General features: G+C 68.0%; 18 protein-coding genes. 9 read left to right on the top strand and 9 right to left on the bottom strand.

From position 1 onward, the window contains the following. Window positions 1-4 precede the first annotated feature (4 nt). The 4 genes from glyS to ABOZ73_RS16400 all read right to left on the bottom strand — a co-directional run bounded on the left by glyS (window position 5) and on the right by ABOZ73_RS16400 (window position 3852). A complete protein-coding gene (glyS, locus tag ABOZ73_RS16415) occupies window positions 5-2014 on the bottom strand; it encodes a glycine--tRNA ligase subunit beta (protein WP_369059192.1) in 2010 nt (669 codons plus the stop codon). Window positions 2015-2018: 4 nt separating this feature from the next. Continuing rightward, the gene (locus tag ABOZ73_RS16410) at window positions 2019-2903 is read right to left on the bottom strand and encodes a glycine--tRNA ligase subunit alpha (protein ID WP_369059191.1); all 885 of its coding nucleotides are present in this window, start codon (window positions 2901-2903) and stop codon (window positions 2019-2021) included. A gap of 91 nt (window positions 2904-2994) precedes the next feature. Beyond that, window positions 2995-3372 (bottom strand): hypothetical protein, encoded by a 378-nt coding sequence (locus ABOZ73_RS16405; RefSeq protein WP_369059190.1) that lies wholly within the window; start codon window positions 3370-3372, stop codon window positions 2995-2997. Between the two features lie 126 nt (window positions 3373-3498). Then, window positions 3499-3852 (bottom strand): DMT family protein, encoded by a 354-nt coding sequence (locus ABOZ73_RS16400; protein ID WP_369059189.1) that lies wholly within the window; start codon window positions 3850-3852, stop codon window positions 3499-3501. Window positions 3853-4185: 333 nt separating this feature from the next. Between ABOZ73_RS16400 and ABOZ73_RS16395 the strand changes: the two genes are divergently transcribed. Both ABOZ73_RS16395 and ABOZ73_RS16390 read left to right on the top strand, forming a co-directional pair. After that, on the top strand, window positions 4186-4524 hold the full coding sequence (locus ABOZ73_RS16395) for a P-II family nitrogen regulator (RefSeq protein WP_269716426.1): 339 nt from the start codon (window positions 4186-4188) through the stop codon (window positions 4522-4524). Window positions 4525-4553: 29 nt separating this feature from the next. Continuing rightward, the gene (locus ABOZ73_RS16390) at window positions 4554-5990 is read left to right on the top strand and encodes an ammonium transporter (RefSeq protein ID WP_369059188.1); all 1437 of its coding nucleotides are present in this window, start codon (window positions 4554-4556) and stop codon (window positions 5988-5990) included. Window positions 5991-6070: 80 nt separating this feature from the next. Here the strand turns inward: ABOZ73_RS16390 and ABOZ73_RS16385 are convergent, their stop codons facing one another. From ABOZ73_RS16385 to ABOZ73_RS16375, 3 genes are read right to left on the bottom strand one after another with little or no spacing between them, the layout of a single operon-like run. After that, a complete protein-coding gene (locus ABOZ73_RS16385) occupies window positions 6071-6952 on the bottom strand; it encodes a 4-(cytidine 5'-diphospho)-2-C-methyl-D-erythritol kinase (RefSeq protein WP_369059187.1) in 882 nt (293 codons plus the stop codon). A gap of 9 nt (window positions 6953-6961) precedes the next feature. Further along, entirely contained in the window at window positions 6962-8704 is a 1743-nt protein-coding gene (locus ABOZ73_RS16380; protein WP_369059186.1) for a tetratricopeptide repeat protein, read from the bottom strand. Between the two features lie 57 nt (window positions 8705-8761). Continuing rightward, a complete protein-coding gene (locus ABOZ73_RS16375) occupies window positions 8762-10432 on the bottom strand; it encodes an electron transfer flavoprotein-ubiquinone oxidoreductase (protein WP_369059185.1) in 1671 nt (556 codons plus the stop codon). Between the two features lie 126 nt (window positions 10433-10558). Between ABOZ73_RS16375 and ABOZ73_RS16370 the strand changes: the two genes are divergently transcribed. From ABOZ73_RS16370 to ABOZ73_RS16360, 3 genes are all read left to right on the top strand, one after another. Then, window positions 10559-11134, top strand: coding sequence for an NUDIX domain-containing protein (locus ABOZ73_RS16370; protein WP_369059184.1), 576 nt, complete (start codon window positions 10559-10561; stop codon window positions 11132-11134). Between the two features lie 45 nt (window positions 11135-11179). After that, a complete protein-coding gene (locus tag ABOZ73_RS16365; protein ID WP_369059183.1) occupies window positions 11180-11995 on the top strand; it encodes a uracil-DNA glycosylase in 816 nt (271 codons plus the stop codon). A 67-nt stretch (window positions 11996-12062) separates the two neighbouring features. Continuing rightward, on the top strand, window positions 12063-13181 hold the full coding sequence (locus tag ABOZ73_RS16360) for a lytic transglycosylase domain-containing protein (RefSeq protein ID WP_369059182.1): 1119 nt from the start codon (window positions 12063-12065) through the stop codon (window positions 13179-13181). Here ABOZ73_RS16360 and ABOZ73_RS16355 read toward each other — a convergent pair. Continuing rightward, window positions 13116-13559 carry a glycosyltransferase gene (locus ABOZ73_RS16355; RefSeq protein ID WP_369059181.1) on the bottom strand — a complete coding sequence of 148 codons (444 nt, stop codon included), beginning with the start codon at window positions 13557-13559 and terminating at the stop codon, window positions 13116-13118. The two genes, ABOZ73_RS16360 and ABOZ73_RS16355, sit on opposite strands and share 66 nt — an antisense overlap. A 96-nt stretch (window positions 13560-13655) precedes the next feature. On the opposite strand from ABOZ73_RS16355, the gene ABOZ73_RS16350 reads away from it, so the two are divergent. The 4 genes from ABOZ73_RS16350 (at window position 13656) to ABOZ73_RS16335 (ending at window position 17653) form a co-directional block, all read left to right on the top strand. Beyond that, window positions 13656-14045: a hypothetical protein gene (locus ABOZ73_RS16350; RefSeq protein WP_369059180.1), complete on the top strand. Its 390-nt coding sequence runs from the start codon at window positions 13656-13658 to the stop codon at window positions 14043-14045. A gap of 230 nt (window positions 14046-14275) precedes the next feature. After that, on the top strand, window positions 14276-15214 hold the full coding sequence (locus ABOZ73_RS16345; protein ID WP_369058233.1) for an IS481 family transposase: 939 nt from the start codon (window positions 14276-14278) through the stop codon (window positions 15212-15214). Window positions 15215-15820: 606 nt separating this feature from the next. Then, window positions 15821-16918: a PA0069 family radical SAM protein gene (locus ABOZ73_RS16340; RefSeq protein WP_369059179.1), complete on the top strand. Its 1098-nt coding sequence runs from the start codon at window positions 15821-15823 to the stop codon at window positions 16916-16918. A 111-nt stretch (window positions 16919-17029) separates the two neighbouring features. Continuing rightward, a complete protein-coding gene (locus ABOZ73_RS16335) occupies window positions 17030-17653 on the top strand; it encodes a serine hydrolase domain-containing protein (protein ID WP_369059178.1) in 624 nt (207 codons plus the stop codon). A 99-nt stretch (window positions 17654-17752) separates the two neighbouring features. Here ABOZ73_RS16335 and ABOZ73_RS16330 read toward each other — a convergent pair whose 3' ends face one another. Further along, entirely contained in the window at window positions 17753-19000 is a 1248-nt protein-coding gene (locus tag ABOZ73_RS16330) for a class I SAM-dependent RNA methyltransferase (protein ID WP_369062564.1), read from the bottom strand. Window positions 19001-19211 lie beyond the last annotated feature (211 nt).

The following is a 19211-nucleotide window of genomic DNA, read 5'->3' as shown; positions in this document are numbered from 1 at the left end:
AAGCTCACCCTGCGATAAGTGAAAAGTCCGCGACCCTCTCCGTGGTCGTCTTGACTTGGGACAGAAGCCGCAAACGGTTATCCCGCGCTGCAACATCCGTGTCGTTAACTAGCACCTTCTCGAAGAAGGCGTCCACCGGCGCACGAAGCTCGGCGAGAGCCTGCATCGCGGCGGCAAAATCTTCCGAAGACAGCGCCGTTTCGACAACGGGACGGGCGCGCTGCACCGCCGCGAGCAGCGCCGATTCCTCGGCGGGCGCGCCGGCCAGGGCGACCGCGTCGCCATCGGGCAAGGCGCCCTTCTTCTCTTCGGCTTTCAGAATGTTCGCGGCGCGCTTGTAGCCCGCCAGAAGGTTCGCCCCATCGTCCGTCTTCAGGAAGGCGTCCAACGCCTCCACGCGCGAAACGATCCGCACGAGGTCGTCGTCGCCAAGGGCGAACACGGCGTCCACGAGGTCATGGCGCTTGCCCTGGTCGCGAAGCGCAACTTTCAGGCGGTCGGCGAAGAAGGCGACCAGATCCGGGGTCTTGGCCGAGAAGCCGCTAAGCGGCAGGCGCAGGCCGTTCTCGGTGATGATGCGGATCACCCCGAGCGCCGCGCGGCGCAGGGCGAAGGGGTCCTTGGAGCCAGTGGGCTTCTCGTCGATGGCGAAGAAGCCGACCAGGGTGTCCAGCTTGTCGGCCAGGGCCACGGCGATGCTGACCGGCGCGGTCGGGACGGAGTTGCCCGGCCCCTGCGGCTTGTAGTGGTCGCGCACGGCGTCGGCGATCTCGCCGTCCAGGTCGAAGGCGCGGGCGTAGTAGCCGCCCATGATCCCCTGCAGTTCGGGGAATTCGCCGACCATTTCGGAGGTCAGGTCGGCCTTGGCCAGGCGCGCCGCTTCGGCGGTCTTCTCCACATCGGCGCCGACCAGGGGCGCGATCTCGCGGGCCAGGGCGACGATGCGCTCGACGCGCTCGGCCATGGTGCCCAGCTTGGCGTGGAAGGTGACGCCGTCCAGCTTCTTCAGCCAGGCGTCGAAGCCGACCTTCACGTCCTCGTCCCAGAAGAAGCGGGCGTCGGACAGGCGCGACGACAGCACCTTGGCGTTGCCGCGGGCGATCTCGGCGCCGCCGTCGGGCGCCTGGATGTTGGCCACCACCAGGAAGTGCGGGGCCAGCTTGCCGGTCGCCGGGTCGCGGACCGCGAAGTACTTCTGGTGCGTGCGCATGGAGGTGCGGATCACCTCCGGCGGCAGGGCCAGGAAGGCGGGGTCCATGTCGCCCAGGATCGGGGTCGGCCACTCGGCCAGGCCGGCGACCTCTTCCAGCAGGCCCTGGTCCTCGACCAGTTCCAGATTGCGGGCGAAGCACAGGGTCTTGGCGCCTTCCAGGATGCGCGACTTGCGCTCTTCCGGGTCCAGCACGACGTGGTGGGCCAGCAGGCCCTGGCGGTATTCGTCGAAGTCACGGGCGCGGAACACGCGCTCGCCCGAGCCCATGAAGCGGTGCCCCTCGGTCAGGTCGGCGCTCTCGATCCCGTCGATGGCGAAGGGCACGATCTCGCGGTCGAAGACGCACAGGATGCGCTTCAGCGGGCGGACCCAGCGCAGCTTGCCGTAGCCCCAGGTCATCGATTTCGGCCACGGGAAGCCGCGGACGATCTCCTCGACCATCTCGGCGACGATCTCGGTGGTCTGGCGGCCGGCCTTGTGGATGTGGGCGAAATAGACGCCGTCACGCTCGGTCAGCTGGTCCTGGGTCAGGCCTGCCTTGCGCAGGAAGCCTTCCATGGCCTGCGGCGGGGCGCCGACCTTGGGGCCCTTCAGTTCTTCATGGCGCTCCGGCTGGGCGGCCGGCAGGCCTTCGGCCACCAGGGTCAGACGGCGCGGGCCGGCGATGGCGGTCAGGGCCTCGGGCAGGAAACCGGCGGCGGCCAGACGCTCGCGCGCCATGCGCTCCAGGTCCTTGGCGGCCTGGGCCTGCATGCGGGCCGGGATTTCTTCGGAGAAGAGTTCGAGAAGCAGTTGGGGCATGGTCTTACGCGGCTTCCTGCTGCTCGACCCACTTCTGGGCGCACATCTTACAAAGGTCGCGGATGCGGCCGATGTAGCTGGCGCGCTCGGCGACGGCGATCGCGCCGCGGGCGTTCATCAGGTTGAAGAGATGGCTGGCCTTGAGGACCATGTCGTAGGCGGGCAGCACCAGCGCCCGGCCCTGATAGTCGCGCTCGAGCATGAGCGGCACTTGGCGCTCCATGTCCTCGAACTGGCGCTTCAGGGTGGCGACGTCATAGCCGTGGAAGTTGGCCTGAGAATGCTGGCGCTCGTTCTCCAGGAACACGTCGCCGTAGGAGACGCCCGCATCGTTGAACGGCAGGTCGTACACGTTGTCGACGCCGAACACGTACATGGCCAGGCGCTCCAGACCATAGGTCAGCTCACCGGCGACGGGGCTGACGTCCAGGCCGCCGACCTGCTGGAAGTAGGTGTACTGCGACACCTCCATCCCATCGCACCAGACTTCCCAGCCCAGGCCCCAGGCGCCGACGGTGGGGTTCTCCCAGTCGTCCTCGACGAAGCGGATGTCGTGCAGGCGCAGGTCGAGGCCGATGGCCTCGAGCGAGCCCAGATACAAGTCCTGCATGTCGGCCGGGTTCGGCTTCAGGATGACTTGGTACTGATAGTAGTGCTGCAGGCGGTTGGGGTTGTCGCCATAGCGGCCGTCGCTCGGACGGCGGGACGGCTGGACGTAGGCGGCGTTCCACGGCTTGGGGCCGAGCGCGCGCAGAACCGTGGCCGGGTGCAGGGTCCCCGCCCCTACCTCGATGTCGTGCGGCTGGAGGATCACGCAGCCCTGCTTTGACCAGTAGTCGTGCAGGGTGAGGATCAAACCTTGAAAAGACTTGGGTTTTTCAGCGGACATGAGGGCTCGGGAGAGGGCCAGAAAAAGTCGGCGGACCATAGGGCCCGCCGACCTCTCCTTCAAGCCAAGTCGGCTGTCAGGCGACTGGGTTTTAGTTGCCGGCCGGATCGGTGCGCTTGCCGGCGCGCGACATCGGCTGGCCGTACTTGGCGCGGTTCTCCGGGGTGTCGGCCACCGGGCCGTTGGAGACGACGTTGGCGTCGCCGGCCTTCAGCGAGGCCTGCTGCTCGGGCGAGCTGGTCGAAACCACGTCGGTGCGCGTGCCGGTCGGGGCCATCGTCGCCGACGTGCCGGCCGAGCCGGTCATGGCCGGATCAGTGGTGTTGGTCATGCCCGACTGACGCACGGCGTCAGACGAGGTCGTGGCCGTGTTCGGGTTCACCGGCTGGGAATCCGTCATCTGGGCGTGAGCCGCGCCAGCCAGAAGGGCGGTAGCGGCGGCGGCGGTCATGAGCTGAACGATCTTCATGGTCTTCCTCATCGATTTTTTTCAGGGCGAGGCCGGTTGCGCGGCTCCGCTTCCCACCGCCGATGAAGCGCGCGAGCGGCTTGTCCGGTTCCAGCAACGGCCAACGGCGTTGCTGATCAGGACCGCTCAGCGATTGAGGAAAATGAAGAGAGCGCCGATAAAAATGAACCCGAAGCCGACCAACGTCGTCCATCGGATCGGCTCGCCCAAGTAGAGCGCCGAGAAGACTACGAAGACGATCAGGGTGATGGCCTCCTGGATCGCCTTGAGCTGACCCGCGGTATAGACCGCCGAACCTATGCGGTTGGCCGGAACGGCCAGCATGTACTCAGGCAGGGCGATCATCCAGCTGGTGAAGATCACCAGCGCCAGGGCCGAGCCCTTGTGCTTGAGGTGCCCATACCAGGCGAACGTCATGAAGACGTTGGATACGACCAGCAGAAGGATCGGCAGGATCTTCGGCCACAGGCTCGCGCTCATCGTCCCCTCCGGTGTCGAGGGGGCATTTGAGCCAGATTCCACGGACCGTCCACTGGGCGCGTGACGTTCCCTCAAGCGCGTGAACGAGACGCCCCAAGCCGCCCGGTGGGGCCATTTTGCCCATAAACGCGGCAGATTGCCCGCAAAGCGATCACCACTTGGTCCATTTATGGCGCTGACCGCGAAATCCTTACCTTACCAGCGCGCCGCTCCCGCCCCGCCGCTAGCGTGACCGATGCCTGCGTTCGGTGAGAGGGCCGGCGGGCGTCTAACGACGAAACAGACATTCAGACGGGGCGTGCGGCCTTCGGGGATCGTGCGGGGAGCAAGCGGATGAAACTGATCATTGCGGTCGTCAAACCCTTCAAGCTGGACGAGGTGCGCGAAGCGCTCGTCACGGCCGGGGTCGAGGGCCTGACGGTCTCCGAGGTCAAGGGCTACGGCCGCCAGAAGGGGCAGACCGAAATCTACCGGGGCGCGGAGTACCAGGTGAACTTCGTGCCGAAGGTGAAGCTGGAGGCCGTGGTCGACGACGCAGCGGCCGGCAAGGCGGTCGAGGCCATCAAGGCCGCCGCGGCCACCGGCAAGATCGGGGACGGGAAGATCTTCGTCCTCAACGTCGAGAACGCCGTGCGCATCCGGACCGGTGAAACCGGCGCCGCCGCGCTCTGACAACAATACGGGGACAAGGGGTTAACTCGATGAAACTGGGATTCAAATCGCTGGCGGGCGTAGCGCTCGCGGCGACCGCCGCGGGGGCCATGGCGTCCTTCCCGGCCCTCGCGCAAGAGGCCGCAGCGCCTGTGCCCGACAAGGGCGACACCGCGTGGATGTTGGTCTCCACCGTTCTTGTTCTGCTGATGATCCTGCCGGGTCTGGCGCTGTTCTACGGCGGCCTCGTGCGCGCCAAGAACATGCTGTCGGTCATGATGCAGGTGTCGGTGGTCAGCGCCATCGGCATCGTCGCCTGGGTGTTCTGGGGCTATAGCCTGGCCTTCACCGACGGCGGCGCGCTCGACACCTTCGTGGGCGGCTTCGGTCGCCTGTTCCTGGGCGGGGTGACCCCTGCCAGCAACGCCGCCACCTTCTCCACCGGGGTCGTCATCCCCGAATTTGTCTTCCTTTCATTCCAGTCGACGTTCGCGGCGATCACCGCCGCCCTGGTGGTCGGCTCACTGGTCGAGCGGATGAAGTTCGCGGCCATCGTCACCTTCGCGGTTCTGTGGCCGATCCTGTCCTACTACCCGATCGCCCACATGGTCTGGTGGTGGCCTGGACCGGACGCCATCGCCGCGGCGCCTGATGCGCCGATCAAGGCGGGCCTGATCTGGAGCTTTGGCGCGCTCGACTTCGCCGGCGGCACCGTCGTGCACATCAACGCCGGGATCGCGGCCCTCGTCGGCGCCATGATCCTTGGTAAGCGCAGCGGCTACGGCAAGGAGCCGATGCCTCCGCACTCGCTGACCCTGACGCTGGTAGGCGCGGGTCTGCTGTGGGTGGGCTGGTTCGGCTTCAACGCCGGCTCCAACCTGGAATCCAACGGCTACGCCGCCCTGGCGATGATCAACACCTTCGTGGCCACGGCCGCGGCGGGCCTGTCCTGGATCATCACCGAGTGGGTCACCCGCGGTAAGCCCAGCGCGCTGGGCCTGGCCTCGGGCGTGGTCGCCGGCCTCGTCGCCATCACCCCGGCCGCCGGCTTCGCCGGCCCGATGGGCGCGGTGGTGCTGGGCCTGGTGGTCAGCCCGATCTGCGTGATCTTCTGCTCTGTCGTGAAGAACGCCCTGAAGTACGACGACAGCCTGGACGCCTTCGGCATCCACGGGGTCGGCGGCATCGTCGGCGCCATCGCCACCGGCATCCTGGTCAACCCCGCCCTCGGCGGCGCCGGCATCGTGGACTACACGACCTGCGCGGCGGACGGCGACATCTCGACCTGCGACGCGGCGACCTACGACATGGTCACCCAGGTGATCGCCCAACTGAAGGGCGTCTGCGTGACGATCGTCTGGTCGGCCATCGCCAGCGCCATCGTCTTCTTCCTGATCAAGTTCACGATCGGCCTGCGCGCCGCGCCGGAAGTTGAAGAAGAAGGCCTGGACATCGCCGAGCACGGCGAGCGCGCTTACCACTCGTAAGCGTCGGGGAGAGGTTCCTGGGGGAACCGGGGCGCGGAGGTCGGGGGACCTCCGCGCCCCATCTCTTTTTTGGGTCTAGCTCAGCCCAGCCGACAGGCGCGGACCCACCAGCCGGGCCGCATGGCCTGGATGCGTTCGGCCAGGCCCTCGGCCTCGATGTCGCCGGCGCACAGGGCGAAACAGGTCGCGCCGGAGCCCGACATGCGGGCCAGCAGCACTTCAGGCTCCTCGCGCAGTAGCTGCAGCACCTCGCCTATCACCGGTGTTAGGGCCGCGGCCGGCGCCTCCAGGTCGTTGCGGGTCAGGGTGAGGAAGGCCGCGACCTCTTCGGCGCTCTCAAACGCATCCGGCAACGGCGGCCGGTCCGCCCCCCAGGGCGAGACGGCGGCGTCATAGGCCTTGTAGACGGCCCCCGTCGGCGACGGCGCGCCGGGATTGACCATCACCGCGTGCAGCGGGGGCAGGCCGGGCGCGGGACTGAGGACCTCTCCCCGCCCCTCGCCGATCGCCGGCCTGGCCCACAGGCAGACGGCGCCGTCCGCGCCCAGCTCGGCGGCCAGGGCCTCCAGCGTCTCGTCGGCCATCGGCAGGCCCAGCGCCTCGCGCAGCAGGCGGAACGCCGCCCCCGCGTCGCTGGACCCGCCGCCCAGACCGGCGGCGGTGGGCAGGTTCTTCTCCAGGATCAGGCGGAAGGGCGGCGTCGGCCGGCCCGCGCGGCGGATCACTGAATTGGCGGCGCGCACCACCAGGTTCGTGTCATCGACCGGCACGCCCTCGGCGCAGGGGCCCGTGACTTCGAAGGTTGGAGCATCGGCCGGCTGGACCGTCACCCGGTCGCCGACGTCGGCGAAGACCATCAGGCTGCAGACCGGGTGATAGCCGTCGGCGTCCGGCCCGCCCACGTGCAGGAACAGGTTCACCTTGGCCGGAGCGAAGGCGGCCCTGCCATCATTCAGCTTCACGGGACGAGCCTAGCGTTCGGCGACGGAAGGGGACGAAGCCGGCCCCTTGGCGCCCAGGCCGTTCTTCAGCTTGGCCTCGACCTCGGAACGCAGCACGTCGCTCGGCTCCAGCGACAGCACGCGCGTCCACTGGAAGTTGGCCTCCGTGCGCCGGCCGACGCGCCAATAGGCGTCGCCCAGGTGGTTGTTCACGTCCGGATCGGCCGGCTCCAGCACCACCGCGCGCTCCAGCGTCTCGACGGCGGCCTTGTAGTCGCCCATGCGGTAATGGGCCCAGCCTAGGCTGTCGAGCATGGCGCCCGAGCGCGGGTTCACGGCCACGGCCTTCTGGACCATGGCCAGGGCCTCGGGAAGCCGCTCGCCCCGGTCGATCCAGGTGTAGCCGAGATAGTTCAGCAGCTCCGGCTCGTCCGGACGCTGGGCCAGGGCCTGTTCCAGATCCTTCTCGGCGTCCGCCCAGCGGCCGGCGCGCTCCAGCGATACGCCGCGCATGTACAGCAGCCGCCAATCGACGTTCGCGCCCTGGCGGGCGATGACCGGATTCAGCACTTCGACCAATTCCGCCCAGCGGTCGTTGGCGCGCAGCAGTTCGGCCCAGGCGATCTGGCGGTCGGCCTCGTTCGGCGCGGCCTGCGCCGTCTCGCGCACCAGGCGGATCGCCGTGTCCTTGTCGCCTTCGGCCTGATAGGTCCAGGCCAGCTTGCCCCGCGCCGAGGCGTAGAGCGGGGACTTGTTCCCAACCCGCAGATAGGTCTCGCGCGCCGCCTGGGTGTCGCCCGCCGCGCCCAGCAGGTCGCCCACCAGGATCCAGGCCTCGTCCCGCTGATCATCCAGCCGCAACGCCAGGCGCAGATAGGAAAGGGCGATCTGCCGCTGGCGCTCGCCCATATAGACCGCCGAGGCGGCGATCAGGGCCTGGGCCGCGCCCTGCTTCAGGGTCGGCGCGGAGGGCGGGGACTTGCCCGCCTCGACCCGCGCCAGCGCCGAGCGCAGGCCCGCATCGTTGGAGCGGATGGCCAGGGCCTCCCTGTAGACCGCCGCCGCGTCCAGCTTGCGGCCCCGCCGCTCCAGGAAGCCGCCATAGTCCAGGCTGAACAGGGTTCCGGTCTGGCTGTCGCTGGTCAGGGCCTTGAAGTCGGTCTCGGCCTCGTCATAGCGGCCGGCGCGCTCGTACAGGTGCGCCTGACCCAGCAGGCCGAACACCTGGACCACGCGGTCGCCGCGCACCTCGGGGCGGACCACCGCGCCTTCCTTGTCGCCCGCCGCCGCGGCCGCCCAAGGCGCCAGCAGCGCGGCCGCGCCCGCGTGGGGGAAGGTGATGCGGCCGCCGCTCAGGGAGGCCTGCGCCTGCTTGGCCCGGCCGGAGGCCAAATCCTCGACCGCCACGACCAGTTGGCCGAGGCGATAGGTCAGCTGGTTCTCGCTGGCTTCGTCTGTCGGGGCGAGCGTCGCGGCGCGGCGGACCTCGCCGGCCAGCAGGGCGGCGGTGAAGGCGCGTTCCTTGACCGCGTCATCGCCGCCGATCTGGTCCGCGCGATCGAACAGCGCCGAGGCCTGGCGGCTGTCGCCGGCCTTCATCGCCGCCTGCCCCGCCAGGAACAGGCCATACGGCGTGGAGCTGCGCGCCACGCTGGAGACGATGACGTCGGAGTCCGAGAAGGCGTTCGTTTCCGGCGCCGCCTTGGGCGTCCCGGCGCAGGCGGCAGCGAGGACAAGCGGGGCAAGGGCGACAAGGCGGGGGAGGAACTTCATGCCCCTTACCTTGTCCCATTCCCGTGCCGCCGCAAGTGCAGGGTGTGCGGTCGCGCCTCACATATTGGGGTAGTTCGGTCCCCCGCCGCCCTCAGGCGTGGTCCACACGATGTTCTGCGACGGGTCCTTGATATCGCAGGTTTTGCAGTGGACGCAGTTCTGGGCGTTGATCTGGAAGCGCGGGTCGGCCCCCTGCTCGTTGTAGAGCACCTCGTAGACGCCGGCCGGGCAGTAGAGACGCGCCGGCTCGCCGTACTTGGGCAGGTTCACCTGGATCGGAACCGAAGGGTCCTTCAGCTTCAGGTGCGCCGGCTGGTCTTCCTCGTGGTTGGTGGCCGACAGGAAGACCGAGGACAGCTTGTCGAAGCTGATCACGCCGTCGGGCTTGGGATAGACCAGCGGCTTGTGGTCCTTGGCCAGGCCGGTGGACGCGGCGTCGGTCTTGTCGTGCTTGATGGTGCCGAACACCGAGACGCCGAACAGGTGGTTGGTCCACATGTCGAACATGCCCAGCGCGCCGCCGATGAAGGTGCCGTACTTGGACAGCAGCGGCTTGGCGTTGCGGACGGTCTTCAGCTCCTTGGCCACCCACGACTTCTCATAGGCGGTCTGGTAGCTGGTCAGCTCGTCGCCGGCGCGGCCCGCCTGCAGGGCGGCGAAGGCCTCCTCGGCGGCCAGCATGCCGGTCTTCATGGCGTTGTGGCTGCCCTTGATGCGCGGCACGTTCACGAAGCCGGCCGAGCAACCGATCAGCACGCCGCCCGGGAAGCTGAGCTTGGGCACCGACTGGTAGCCGCCCTCGGTGATGGCCCGCGCGCCGTAGGCGATGCGGCGGCCGCCCTCCAAGTGCTGCTTGACGGTCGGGTGATGCTTGAAGCGCTGGAACTCGTCGAACGGCGACAGCCAGGGGTTCTTGTAGTTCAGGTGCACCACGTAGCCGATAGCCACGTAGTTGTCCCCGAAGTGGTACATGAAGCTGCCGCCGCCGGTCTTGTCGTCCAGCGGCCAGCCCGTGGTGTGCTGCGCCAGGCCCGGCTGGTGCTTGTCGGCGGGGATCTGCCACAGCTCCTTGATGCCGATGCCGTACTTCTGGGGCGAGCGCCCGGCGTCCAGCTCGAACTTGTTGATCAGCACCTTGGCCAACGAGCCGCGCACGCCCTCGGCGATGAACACGTACTTGCCGTGCAGTTCCATGCCGGGTTGGTAGTCGGGCTTGTGCTCGCCGTCCTTGGCGACGCCGACCACGCCGACGACGACGCCCTTCACCGAACCGTCCTCGCGCCAGACCAGTTCGGAGGCGGCGAAGCCCGGATAGATCTCGACGCCCAGGGCCTCGGCTTGCTCGGCCAGCCAGCGAGTCAGGTTGGCCAGGGAGCCGATGTAGCAGCCGTGGTTGTGCATGAACGGCGGCATGGCGAACATCGGCAGCGACAGCTCGCCCGCCTCGCCCAGCAGGATGAACCTGTCCTTGGTGACCGGGGTCTCCAGCGGCGCGCCGCGCTCCTTCCAGTCGGGGAACAGCTCGTTCAGCGCCTTGGGATCGATCACCGCGCCCGACAGAATGTGGGCGCCGACCTCGGAGCCCTTCTCCACCAGCGCCACCGAGACCTCGGTCCCGGACTTCTCGGCCATCTGCTTGAGCCGGATCGCCGACGCCAGACCGGCGGGGCCGCCGCCGACGATAACGACGTCGTACTCCATGGATTCGCGTTCGATCGTTTCCGACATGACCCTCTCCTTACGCCGCGGCTTGTCCCCCCGCCGCTTACATCTGTTTGAATCGCTTATCGGGAAGCGACGCAAGGGTGGTCAAGGCCTTTGCTGCACTTGCGAAAGGTTCGCTATAAGCAACGCATGAGCCTAGACGTCCGCATATTAGAAGAAACGGTCCTGTCGCACGACTGGTACCTGCTGAAGAAAACGCGCTTCGAGCATCGCCGTCGCGACGGCTCCTGGCAGACTCTCAGCCGCGAGACCTACGATCGAGGCAACGGCGCGGTGATCCTGCCCTATGATCCGGACAGGGGGACCGTGCTGCTTACCCGGCAATTCCGCTTTCCCGCCTACGTCAACGGCCATCCTGAGCCGCTGATCGAGGCCTGCGCCGGCCTGCTGGACGACAACGACCCCACCACCGCCATCGTCAAGGAGGCTGAAGAGGAGCTGGGCTGCCGCATCGACGCGCCGGTCCGCGTCTTCGACGCGTTCATGAGCCCGGGCTCGGTGACGGAGCGTCTCAGCTTCTTCATCGCCCGCTACCGCCCCGACGACCGCACCGGCGAGGGCGGCGGAGTGGCCGGCGAAGGCGAGGACATCGAGGTCCTGGAGATGTCCCTGGACGACGCCTGGGCGATGATCGGCGACGGCCGCATCGCCGACGCCAAGACCATCATGCTGCTGCAGCACGTGCGGCTGAAGGGACCGGTCTAGCCCTTCCCTATTGACCCCGGGCGGCGGGGGGCCTCACAGAGAAGAATGCTCGCCGCCCCCGACATGCGCGCCGTCGAGAGCCTGCTCGCCTTCTGGGCCGAGGCGGGCGTCGAGGCGTCCTATGCCGACGCGCCCATCGACCGTCTGGCCGAGGGCGCGGCGCTGCTGAAGGCGCGCCAGGCGCCGCCCCCTCCCCCGCCGATCCAGATGGCCGGGCGCGTTTCCGCCGCGCCCCAGACCGGCGCCGGCATCGCCGCCGCCAAGCAGGCCGCGGCGGCGGCCAACACCCTGGAAGAGTTGTCCGCCGCAATCACCGCCTTCGAAGGCTGCTCGCTGAAACTGGAAGGCGCGCGCCAAGCCGTCTTCTCGCGCGGCAATCCCGAAGCGCCCCTGATGATCATCGGCGAGGCGCCCGGCGCCGACGAGGATCGCGAAGGCGCGCCGTTCGTTGGCCGAGCCGGCAAGCTGCTGGACCGCATGATCGCCGCCGCCGGCCTGAGCGACCGGGTCTTCATCACCAACACCGTCTTCTGGCGTCCGCCGGGCAACCGCACGCCCAGCCCCGCCGAGCAGGCCGTCTGCGCGCCCTTCGTCGAACGGGCCGTGGCGCTGGTGAAGCCCAAGATGCTGCTGCTGGCCGGCGGCGCGTCGGCCAAGTCGATCCTCAAGACCAGCGAGGGCATCCTGTCCATGCGCGGCCGGTGGTTTGAATGGACCCCGGAAGGCGGCGGCGAGACCCTGCCCGCCATGCCGACCTTGCATCCCGCCTTCCTGCTTCGGCAGCCCGCGGCAAAGAAGAAAGCCTGGACGGACCTTTTGACGCTTTCGGAGCGGCTTGATCGTCTGGGCCGGCCCGGCTAGTCAAAGGACATCATCGGAAAAGGACCGCGCCAGAATCGCAACAGCGAATGGAGCGGGAACAGACGGCATGAAGCGATCCGCGCGCATGCTGTTCATGGCCTTCGTCGCCGTGTTCAGCCTGAGCCTGACTCACGTCTCCGCCGAGGCGCGCCCCCGCAAGGGCCGCCCCGCCGCGGTCAAGGTCGATCGCGCCAAGCTGGCCCGCGAGGCCTATTACGGCGGCGACGTCAAACGCGCCTTCACCCTGGCCGCCATGGCGGGCGAACGCTGGATCGCCGGCCTGTCCGCCTTCCGCCTGGGTCGCCCCTCCGAAGCCCAGACCTTCTTCCAGGCCGTCGCCGGCGATCCCAAGCAGGACGGCTGGCAGCGCGCCGCCGCCGCGTTCTGGGCCGCGCGTTCGGCCACCGTCGCGGGCTCTCACGACCAGGCGGCCGAGTTCCTGCAACTGGCCGCCGCCGCGCCCCACACCTTCTACGGCATGATCGCCGAGCGTCAGCTGACCCTTAACGGCGCGCAGACGGCCGAGGTCGACCCTATCGCCCGCCTGATCCGGGCTTCCTATTCCGGCCCAGCCCTCACCGCCCCCCGGGGTTTCGACATGCCGGCGCTGGAGCCGGTGGGCGGCTTCACCATCGACCGCGCCATGGTCTACGCCCTGGTCAAGCAGGAGAGCCGCTTCGACCCCACGGCCGTCTCGCCTGCGGGCGCCGTGGGCCTGATGCAGCTGATGCCTGCCGCCGCCGCCCGCGCCGCCGGCGACGACAAGCTGCTGGCCGACAACACCCCGCTGTTCGACCCGGCCTTCAACCTGCGGGTCGGCCAGGACTATTTCACCTGGCTGATGGATCGCGGCCTGCAGAACCGCGACCTGCTGCGCGCCGTGGCCGCCTACAACGGCGGTCCGGGCACCCTGATCAAGGCCGCCGAGAAGCTGGGCGCCGATTGCGACAGCCTGCTGCTGATCGAAAGCCTGCCCGCCCAGGAGACCCGCAACTACGTCGAGAAGGTGATGGCCAACTACTGGACCTACCGGAAGATGATGGGCGGCGAGAACCACACCCTGGACGCCCTGGCGCGCGGGGAAAAGCTGGCCGACGCGTCGCTCGACAAGTGGTCCTTCTCAGCCCAGTCGCCGTGGGCGGCGGCGCAGAGCATCGACAGCATCCTGATCGGCTCGCAGCAGTAGGCCGTCCTCCGCCTTCGGGCGCCTGAACAGACCGCTCTTTCCCCAGGTCGCCGCCTTGCTCCCATGATTGGCGATGTGGCGCGCGGCCTCCTCCTCCCACCCCGCCGGCAGCACGCGACCAGATCCCAGGACCAGGATCCAGGGATGCCGCGCCACGGCGCAGGCGGCCTTCAACGGCCCCTCCACGATCCGCGCGCCGGTCTCCTCGGCGATCTCCAGGGTCGAGGCCTGTGCGGCGGGATCAGCGAGGATCACCTCCTTCACGAACCCATCCATCGCCACCGGAACCAGGGCGGCCAAGGTGCGGACGAGTCCGGCCGGGTCGTCGTTCGTCGGAATGATCACGCTGAGCATGGCGGCCATGAAGCGCGGCGTCATCGACGGGTCAAGGTTCGCGCGTCCACGCCCCGGCTTGACGCCACCGTCCGCCTGACCACAGATAGACTACGGATGTAATACTTGCGGGATCATGAGATGGCGATGCTTCCCATCGAGCAGCGGCTGACTCCCTTACGGGTCTTCGAGCACGCCATGCTTCCCTTCCAGGCGATCTTCCTGGCGCTGGCGCTGCTGTCAGCGGCCGCAATCATTCTGTGGGCCGTCCAGCAGGTCCGCCGTGCGAGGAGCCTGGAGCGCACCCTAAGCTTTCTCAGCGGCGTCATGGTCGCCGCGCCGCTCATCGGGACCTCGCTGGCGGCCTACAACCTGATGAAGGCCTGCATCGGCTTCGCCAACATCCGGCCCGCCCCCGAGGTCTGGATTCTCGCGCCCTCCTTCGCGGAGTCAGCCTTGGGCCTGTGGCTCGGGTTCAGCGCCGCCGCCGTGGCGGCTGTGGCCAGAGCCGCCTTGCAAACCGCCAGATAGATATCATTGGGACGCGCCTCGCGCCGATCGCCCAATAGTTGCCGTTATCATCCGCGACAGCCATTGGGAAAGCCGAGGGGGCAGGATGGCTGGCGCGACGCCGAAGACCAGCTTTCGCACTCGCGGTAGGATCGCAGGCCTAGGTGTCGAAGCTATGAAGGTTGTTCACCCGGGGCGGAGCTGAGAGGCTGGAGTTGCGACACAACAACTTCTAGCTCCGGAGGCCCCGGATGAACGTCCATAAGAATGCTCGGCTGACGCCAGTTGGTCGAGCCTTGATGATCAGCCGTATTGAGGATGACAGCTGGCCGGTGGCTCGGGCAGCGTCGGCGAGCGGCGTATCACGACGCTGCGCCTACCGATGGCTGGCCCGACATCGCACGGGTGATCGGCAATTGCATGACCGCAGTTCAGCGCCGCGGCGATGCCCCCTTCGTGTCTCGGCGGACCGCCAGGCCCAGATCGAAGCGATGCGCCGCCAGCGGATGACCGGACCGGTCATAGCCCGGGGGCTGGGCATGGCCCGCTCGACTGTCGGCCTGGTCTTGCGTCGCCTGGGTCTGGGCAAACTGAAGATGCTTGAGCCCAAGGCTCCAGTCATCCGCTATGAGCGCTCACGGCCTGGCGAGCTGATCCATCTGGACATCAAGAAGCTCAATCGGTTCACCACCGAAGGTCACCGCATCACCAAAGATCGCCGACTGGGTCGATCATACCGCGCCGGCTGGGAGTTCCTGCACGTCTGCGTCGATGACGCCTCGCGTCTGGCCTACACGGAAATCTTGGGGTCCGAGCGGCAGGACGACACGACCGCCTTCCTGCAACGCGCTCTGGCCTGGCTCAGCCGACAAGGCGTCCAGGTCGAGCGGGTGATGACCGACAACGGCGCAGCCTACTGCTCAAGGCAGTTCGCCGCCGCTCTCAAACTCGCCGGAGCCCGGCATCTCAGAACCCGGCCCTACACCCCACGCACCAATGGCAAGGCCGAACGCTTCATCCAGACCAGCCTGCGTGAATGGGCCTACGCCAGACCCTATTCCTCTTCCGACGAACGCGCACGCGCCGTTACGGCTTGGACCGACAGCTACAACCTGGCTCGACCACACTCCGGCATCGCTGGCCTCACACCCTGGCAGCGTGTGACCAACCTTCTTGGAAACGACACCTAGCGCTCGCCCTAGCGCTCCACGGCGCCGTCATCGGCTATCTGAGTTACGAAATCGGCCGCTTACGACCCGATTTTCGCCTCCGCGACGAAACCCAGACCTTCCATATTGAGCTGCAGGAGCGCCGGAATTCGGAGCTGCAACCTGCTCCCAAGCGGCCTATGCGAGCAAAGCCGGAGGGGATGCCGGAAGCCATTCCCGAGCCTTTCGTATCATCCAACACCGGCGTTGGGTCCGGTGCTGGGTCGCCCGCCGGCTCCTCGACAGCTTCGGGTCGGGCCGCCCCGCCTCTGAAAGGCCTCGGCGGATGCGCCCGGCTTGGCCTGACAAGTCAGGAGCGTGAGGACTGCGAACTCGCCGCTGGGCCAAGGTTGAAAGCCGACCAAAGCTCGACTTGGACCCTGGCGGGCGCTTTGCCGAAAATCCCGAACCGTTCATGTCCAGGAGGCCGACAAAGGGATGTCGAGCCAGAGCAACCGGCGACGTCGGCGGGTTTGGAGATGATGGCCAGGTACGCGCAGGCATAACCTGCGTGAAGCCATTCTAGGCTGAGACGGGCAAAGACCCAAAGGTTCTTGTTATGTTCTCATGGTGCGCTAGAATGCGTCCATGGCCGCGCCTCTCAATCTTCAACGCCTAAACGGCAAGATCGACATCAAGGGCCGGGGCGCTCGCACCAACGTCACCAGCCGTTTCGACACACTGAAGTCGGAGGATTTCGACGACGGCTGGACGGTCGAGGACGACAAGCCCCGCGTGCTGTCGACCACCATCCAGCCGATGAAGTCCAAGACCATCATCGCGCGCAACGACAGCCCGGACATCGGCTTCGACCGTTCGATCAATCCCTATCGGGGGTGCGAGCACGGCTGCATCTACTGTTACGCCCGGCCGGCCCACGCCTATCTGGGCCTGTCGCCGGGCCTCGATTTCGAGAGCCGTCTCTACTTCAAGCCAGAGGCCGGCAAACTGCTGGAAAAGGAGCTGTCCAAGCCGACCTACAAGCCTGGCCCCATCCATATCGGCGGCGACACCGATCCTTATCAGCCGCAGGAAAAGCGGATGCGGGTCACCCGCGCGGTGCTGGAGATGCTGCAGCGGTTCAACCATCCGTTCTCGATCATCACCAAGTCGGCGCTGATCACCCGCGACCTCGACATCCTGGGGCCCATGGGCAAGGCGAACCTGGCCCATGCGGCGGTGTCGATCACCACCCTGGACCGCCGGCTGGCCCGCAGCATGGAGCCTCGCGCGTCCACGCCGGAGCGGCGGCTGGACGCCATCCGCCAATTGACCGAGGCGGGGGTGCCGACCATCGCCATGTTCGCCCCCTCCATCCCCGGCCTGAACGATCACGAGATGGAGGCGGTCCTGGAACGCGCGGCCGAGGCCGGCGCGGTCGGAGCGGGCTATGTCGCCCTGCGCTTGCCGCGCGAGATCAAGGACCTGTTCCGCGAATGGCTGGCCACCGACCATCCCGACCGCGCCAGTCGGGTCATGTCCCTGGTCCGCCAGATGCGCGGCGGCCTCGACTATGACGCCGAGTGGGGCCAGCGCATGACTGGCCAGGGGCCTGTGGCCGAAGTGATGAACCGCCGCTTTAAACTGGCCGCCACGCGGCTGGGCCTGGACAAGCGTTGGAGCGCCCTGGACGTGACAAAATTCGCCGTGCCGCCCAAGGCGGGCGATCAGATGAGCCTGTTGTGAAGTGCGTGCTTCGAGACGCGCTGTCGCGCTCCTCAGCACGAAGAGCTTTGTTCGGCCTATAGCGCTGCTCTCGGCGGGGACATCGACAGCGACTTTGCGCCCGACGCGGGGATGGCCGGCCTCGCCGCCCTGCAGCCGGGCGCGGGCTTTCACTACGGCCATTCCACCGATCTGCTCGGCCTGTTGATCGCCGGGATGGAGGGCGCGCCTCTGGGCGAGGTGCTGGAGCGGCGGATATTCCGCCCCCTGGGCATGACCGACACGGGCTTCATCGTGCCGCCAGCCAAGCATGACCGCCGCGTCGCCCTGCACGGCTTCGACACCCAGGGCCGCCTGACGCGCCTGACCGTCGCGCCGGGCGGCGCCACCGTAGCGGAGCGGCCGGCGGACATGGTCTATGTCTCCGGCGGCGCGGGGCTGTGGTCGACCCTGGACGAACATCTGGCCTTCGGCCGGCTGTTCCTGGGCGACGGCGCGGTGGATGGGGTGCGCCTGCTGAAGCCGCAGACCCTGGCGCTGATGAGCACCAACCAACTGACGGACGAGCAGCGCGCCAGCGCCACCACCCTGGGGATGCCGACCTTCGCGCCCGGCAACGGCTTTGGCCTCGGCCTGGCGGTGGTCACCGATCCCGCCACGGCGGCGGTGACCCACGGCAGGGGCGGCGTCGGCACGGCAGGCTCGCCCGCTCCTATGGCGGAGGGTGGCAGGCTGATCCGAGCGACGGATCAGTGATGATCCTGCTTCAGCACAACATGGTCGAGCTGGAGGGCCTGATGAAAGGCCACGGCCTGGCCGGCTACGCCGCTATCCAGCAGTTCCACGCCCTGACGGCTAGCGGGTGAACACACTCGCTAGCTCGATGTGAGGCGACCACAGGAACTGGTCCACCGGCATCAGCTTCTCCAGCTTGAACCCGGCGTCGACCAGGGTGCGGGCGTCGCGGGCGTAGGTGGCCGGGTTGCATGAGATGTAGACCACCTTGCCCACCTTCGAGCGTGCGATTTCCCCGACCTGCTCGGCCGCGCCGGCGCGCGGCGGGTCGATGAGCACGACATCGGTCTTGGCCAGTTCGGTGGCCAGCACCGGGCGGCGCACCAGGTCCCGCGCCTCGGCCTTGATCGGCTTCAGGCCCGGGGCTGTGCCGATTGCGGCGTTCAGGGCGCGGATGGCGCCTTCGGTGAAGTCGGCCGCATGCACCGCGCCGATCTCGGCCAGGCGGAAGGTGAAGGTGCCCGCCCCGCAATAGAGGTCGGCCAAGCGGCTGGCGCCTTGCGAGGCATCCACCGCGAAATCGGCCATGGCCTTCTCCGCCTCCGGCACGGCCTGCAGGAACGCGCCCGCCGGCAGGGCGACGGCGGCCGGGCCCATGCGGACCACCGCCTGGCGCTCGCCATAGATGGGTTCGCCGGCCATGGTGACGCGGGCGAAGTTCGCGGCCTGGGCCGCCTCGGCGGCGCGCATGCGGGCGTCGGCGGACAGGCCGCCGCTCTTGCGCTCCACGCCCGTTACATCGACGTCGATGCCCGTGGCCGTCAGGGTGACGTGCAGGGTCGGGGCCGACTTCGGATGCTCCAGGAACGGCTCCGCCAGCTTGCGCAGGGCCGGGAACGCCGCCACGAGGCGCGGGTCGGTGATCGGGCATTCGCCGATCTCCACCAGGTCCCAGGACCGCCGGGCCTTGAACCCTATGCGCGCGCCGCCCTTGCCCTTGCGGGCGTGCAGCGACAGGCGACGCCGCGACGCGGGCGGCGAGGCGAAGGTCGGCAGAATCTCCGTCTCGATCCGTTCGCGCGCCAGGGTCAGGCGGACCTGCTCCCGCTTCCATTCAAGATACGGGGCGCTGTCCCAATGTTGCAGGGCGCAGCCGCCGCACTCGCCGAAATGAACGCAGGCGGGCGAGACCCGCTCGGCGCTGGCCTGCAGGATTTCGAGCACCTCGCCGCGCGCGTTCTCGACCCGCGCTCGGACCAGTTCGCCCGGCAGGGTCAAGGGAACGAAGGCCGGGCCTTCCGCCAGACCGTCGCCCTGCGCGCCGATGGCGTTGATGGTCAGGTCGCGGACCTCGGCGGGTTTGCCCATGAACTCGGAACTTCCTCTGTCGCCGCTCATTTTCGCTTCACGGTGAAGCTATGTGGGGGCGAGACCGCCGCCCTTATCACAGTCGGCCGCAGATCGCCGCTCCGCATTGCCGCGGCTCTGGATGAACGAAGATGAACGGCCCGCTCAAGCGCCGTTCAGCTTCAGTCATCTAATCAGATCCCATCAGCAGCGTTCCGGCGAAAATCCGGAA

It is taken from the genome of Caulobacter sp. 73W (assembly GCF_041021955.1).
Taxonomy (GTDB): domain Bacteria; phylum Pseudomonadota; class Alphaproteobacteria; order Caulobacterales; family Caulobacteraceae; genus Caulobacter.
The sequence above is the reverse complement of the archived record's forward strand: the minus strand, read 5'-3'. Positions and strand labels throughout refer to the sequence as shown.